At 66.6% G+C, this 3,000-nt stretch carries 4 protein-coding genes; 3 read left to right on the top strand and 1 reads right to left on the bottom strand.

Annotated elements, in window-relative coordinates:
* The first annotated feature begins 39 nt into the window (after positions 1-39).
* The 3 genes from LH128_RS25675 to yaaA all read left to right on the top strand — a co-directional run bounded on the left by LH128_RS25675 (position 40) and on the right by yaaA (position 2,588).
* A complete protein-coding gene (locus LH128_RS25675) occupies positions 40-975 on the top strand; it encodes a sugar kinase (protein WP_442800364.1) in 936 nt (311 codons plus the stop codon).
* A 41-nt stretch (positions 976-1,016) separates the two neighbouring features.
* Entirely contained in the window at positions 1,017-1,754 is a 738-nt protein-coding gene (locus LH128_RS25670; protein ID WP_036526510.1) for a FadR/GntR family transcriptional regulator, read from the top strand.
* Positions 1,755-1,835: 81 nt separating this feature from the next.
* The gene (gene yaaA / locus LH128_RS25665; protein WP_008832612.1) at positions 1,836-2,588 is read left to right on the top strand and encodes a peroxide stress protein YaaA; all 753 of its coding nucleotides are present in this window, start codon (positions 1,836-1,838) and stop codon (positions 2,586-2,588) included.
* 197 nt (positions 2,589-2,785) lie between these two features.
* Here yaaA and LH128_RS25660 read toward each other — a convergent pair.
* On the bottom strand, positions 2,786-3,000 hold a 215-nt coding region (locus LH128_RS25660; RefSeq protein WP_008832611.1), incomplete at its 5' end, for a hypothetical protein.

Genomic DNA, 3,000 nt, shown 5'->3' with positions numbered 1-3,000 from the left:
CCTGCCGGTCGCCCGGCTCGAGGACGGGACGATGTGGAACTGGTAAGAGGCGGCAGCGTGGCAAGGATCGTCTGCCTCGGAGAGGCGATGGTGGAACTGTCCGGCTCGGCGGGAGCATGGGGCGTGGGGTTTGGCGGCGATACGCTGAACACCGCCATTCATCTCGCCCGCGCCGGGCATGACGTCGCCTACATGACCGCGCTGGGCACGGATGCCTTCAGCAATGGACTGCGCACGGCATGGACGGCGGAGGGGGTCGATTGCGGTCTCGTCCTGACGCATCCCTCGCGGCAGGCCGGGCTCTACGCCATCACCACCGACCCTGCGGGCGAGCGCAGTTTCACTTACTGGCGGGAAACCAGCGCGGCGCGGGCGCTGTTCGAACTGGAAGCCGTTGATGCCGCGATGGACGTTGCCGAAACAGCCAATCTTCTGTGCTTTTCGCTGATCTCGCTGGCGATCCTGCCGCCGCAGGGGCGGCGGGACCTGCTCGCCCTGGCCGGGCGGGTGCGCAATTGCGGCGGTCTGGTTGCCTTCGACGGCAACTACCGCCCGCGCTTATGGGAATCTCCCGAGGCAGCGGCGCGCATGCGTGACGAGGCGATCGGCCTTGCCGACATCGGCCTGCCGACTTTCGAGGACGAGGCGCTGCTGGACGGCGCAACCTCGCCGCAGGCGGTCGCTGCGCACTGGCGGCGGCTCGGTTGCGGCGAGGTCGTCGTCAAGCTGGGCGCGCAAGGCTGCCTCCTGCCCGACGCAACGGCTTGCCCTGTGCCGAACGCCCTGAGCCCGGTCGATACCAGCGGCGCCGGAGACGCCTTCAACGGCGGCTACCTCGATGCTCGCATGCGGGGCGTTCCGGTTGTGGAGGCGGCACTCGCCGGGCACCGGTTGGCGGGCTGGAACGTCATGCGACGCGGCGCGATCCCCCCGCGGGACCCGGCAGCGCCCTATATCGCACCGGAAAATTGGTAAGACATGTTGCGGGCGCCCGCGGCTTGTGACATTCACCGGGGATGGCGGAACGCTTGAAACTGTATCAGCGCGTGGCGCAAGAGATCGAACAGCGCATCGGAAGCGGGCAATATGCGGCCGGCAGCCGGCTGCCTGCGGAGCGTGACTTTGCCGAGCAATTCCAGGTCAGCCGTCCCACGATCCGCGAAGCGATGATCGCGCTCGAGATTCGGCAACTGGTGGAAGTGCGCCATGGCTCGGGCGTCTACGTGGCCGAGGAAATCCCTGCCGACCGCACTCCGGCTGAACTCGACGTCGGCGCGTTCGAACTGATCGAGGCGCGCATCATGTTCGAGGGTGAAGCCGCCGCGCTCGCCGCGACCGTGATGTCCGACGAGGAAGTCGCGCGCGTCGGCGAAATCCTCGAACGGATGGAGGCACTCGATCCCGCGACGGCGGAAGAGCTTGTGCTTGATCGGCAGTTCCACATGGCGATCGCCGAAGGCACGCAAAGCTCGCTGGTGGCCCAGACCGTCGAACACCTGTGGGACCTGCGCGAACAGTCGCCGCTGTGTCGCCACATGTTCGAGCAGGCGCGGCAGGTCGGCATCAACCCGCGCCCCGACGAGCACCGCCGGGTCTACGACGCGCTCGTCCAGCGCGATCCCGAGCAGACGCGCTCCGCCATGCGCGCCCATCTGATGCGCGTTTCGGAGGACCTGCTGGCCGTCACCGAACTCCAGTTGATCGAGAAAGCCAAGCAGGAGATCGGCGAAAAACGCCGCCGCATCCGCGCGTAGCCGGCCGGCGGCGGCCTGGTGCCGAAGCGGGCATCGAAGGGCATTTGACGCGCCTGCCGGTGCTCGCTACCGCAAGCCGCGATGATTGCCCTTCTGTCTCCCGCCAAGACGCTCGATTTCGAGCGTGTACTCCCGCCGCTCGCCGTTTCGACCCCGCACTTCGTGGAGGAGGCGACCAGCCTTGCGCGCTCGGCCGCGAACCTCACGCAGAAGCGCCTTTCCGAGCTGATGCATATCTCGCCGCGTCTGGCGAAGCTGAACGCCGACCGTTTTCGCGACTTCCCCGAACTGCCCGAGCGGCAGGCGCTGTTCGCCTTCGCCGGAGACGTCTACACCGGGTTCGAGGCGCATACGCTGGACGAGCCGGGCGTGACTTTCGCGCAGGATCACTTGCGCATGCTTTCGGGCCTCTACGGCCTGCTGCGCCCGCTCGACACGATCAAGCCTTACCGTCTGGAAATGGGCACTCGCTGGGCGCCGCGCCACAAGAGCCTGACCGACTGGTGGGGCGACCGCATCGCCGCGCTGCTGCGCGAACAGGTGGCGGAGGAAGGATCGGGCGTCGTGCTCAACCTCGCCAGCCAGGAATACTTCGCCGCCGTCTCCGGGCGCCTTTCCGGCATCCGGGTGATCGAGGTCGAGTTCCGCGAGCCCGGCCCCAACGGTTCCCGCTTCATCAGCTTCAACGCCAAGCGCGCGCGCGGGATGATGGCGCGCTGGATGTGCGAGCACCACATCACCGACGTCGATGCGATGCGCGGCTTCGACACCGACGGCTACCGCTTCGATGCCGAGGAGAGCGACGCCGACCGCTGGCGCTTCACGCGCGCCTGACGGGGGCGCCGCTGCCTTCGGCAGTTCATGGAAAATGCCCATCCGGGCATTTCCTTGCGGCACCGGCCCGCTCCCCCACCCGACCACCCAACGGTAGTATCCTGCGGGTGGTCGGGTGGGGGAGCGGGCCGGTGCCGCGAAATTCGCCTGCAGCGAATTTCCAAACAGCCTCTTAGCTCGACTTTGTACGTTTTTGGTCAGGTCCAGGTCCAGAAGATGCTGTTTTCAGCAACGTGGTCGAGTGCTTGATCGAGGGGCAAGACGCATCCGCCCATATCATCGATATTTTCCCATTTTCGCTGGTGTGACCAGTAGCCGAGCCTGACTTCGTCACGCGTGCCGACAGGCTTGAGGCGGGCGATCGGTGCCTCGGTTGCCAGCAGATAGAGATGGTAAGCGCCTTTGTTCTCAT

The organism is Sphingomonas sp. LH128, from assembly GCF_000293195.2.
Classification (GTDB): domain Bacteria; phylum Pseudomonadota; class Alphaproteobacteria; order Sphingomonadales; family Sphingomonadaceae; genus Novosphingobium; species Novosphingobium resinovorum_A.
Note: the sequence above shows the minus strand (reverse complement) of the source record. Positions and strands in the feature narration are given on the sequence as shown.

Bases quoted from the DNA above. Each gene is read 5' to 3' on its own strand.
- LH128_RS25670 (WP_036526510.1), top strand. From the start codon at position 1,017: ATGGCGGAACGCTTGAAACTGTATCAGCGCGTGGCGCAAGAGATCGAA.
- yaaA (WP_008832612.1), top strand. From the start codon at position 1,836: ATGATTGCCCTTCTGTCTCCCGCCAAGACGCTCGATTTCGAGCGTGTA.